The following is a 928-nucleotide window of genomic DNA, read 5'->3' on the forward strand; positions in this document are numbered from 1 at the left end:
TTCTTAATAATTAGTATATGTTGGTATTAAAACCAGACTGACAAATGGGCTATAACGTAGCCAACGAATAAAAATGAAAGTTTTTTTACTACCTTCTTCTATAGTGGTCTCTAAATAAAAAACCTTGACAATCAAAATAAAGACAGTCGTAAAAATAACAACTAACGTACTATAACTTAGATTATCTATTCTATAGTGGTCTTTAAATAATTAGCTTACAGAAAATAGCTCATATTCAATGCTGGTGGGTTTACGGCTATTAATTTTAGCCTAATTAATTTAATTCTCTTTGATATAACGATAGAGCGTCGCAATACCAATACCTGACGCCTTTGCAGCCTTTTCTTTTGACAATCCATTCTCATTGACTAATTTTAAGGCATCCTCACAAGCTCTAATCGTCTTTGGTGATTGCTGCTTACCTTTGTACTTACCTTCCGCTTTCGCCCTATCAATACCGATACGTTGCTTCTCAAGAATTTCATCTCGTTGCATCTCAGCAACTGCAGCTAGGGTCGTTAATACTATTTTTCCTGTACTACTAGTTACATCTAGCATACCAAGGTCATGAACATGGACAGCGACTCTTTTATCTTTCATCGACTCAATGAATTGAAGAACTTCCACCGCATTACGACCTAGGCGAGATACAGATAACACTAAAATAGAATCACCACACTGTGCAGTACGAGATAGTCTTATTAGCTCTGGACGCTCTAAAGTCCTCCCTGACAGTTGTTCTTTAAAGATTAATGCATTAGGCCAAACTGAATGTAAAACGCCAGCTTGCTGCTCTACGTTTTGCTCTACTGTTGATGTTCTGGCGTATATGTACTTCTGCCCAGATTTCGCATTAACTTTATTAACTTGGTCGCTACTGCTCATTTAATTCCTTACAAGGCTATCATTTAGACACCCTTACGATAAT

Annotated in this window: 1 protein-coding gene; it reads right to left on the bottom strand. The window is 36.7% G+C overall.

Going from position 1 to position 928, the window contains the following annotated elements:
- Window positions 1-279 precede the first annotated feature (279 nt).
- The gene (locus RH85_RS20985) at window positions 280-885 is read right to left on the bottom strand and encodes a recombinase family protein (RefSeq protein ID WP_006714748.1); all 606 of its coding nucleotides are present in this window, start codon (window positions 883-885) and stop codon (window positions 280-282) included.
- Window positions 886-928: the final 43 nt, after the last annotated feature.

The sequence above is a fragment of the Vibrio ichthyoenteri ATCC 700023 genome (assembly GCF_000222605.1).
Taxonomy (GTDB): Bacteria; Pseudomonadota; Gammaproteobacteria; order Enterobacterales; family Vibrionaceae; genus Vibrio; species Vibrio ichthyoenteri.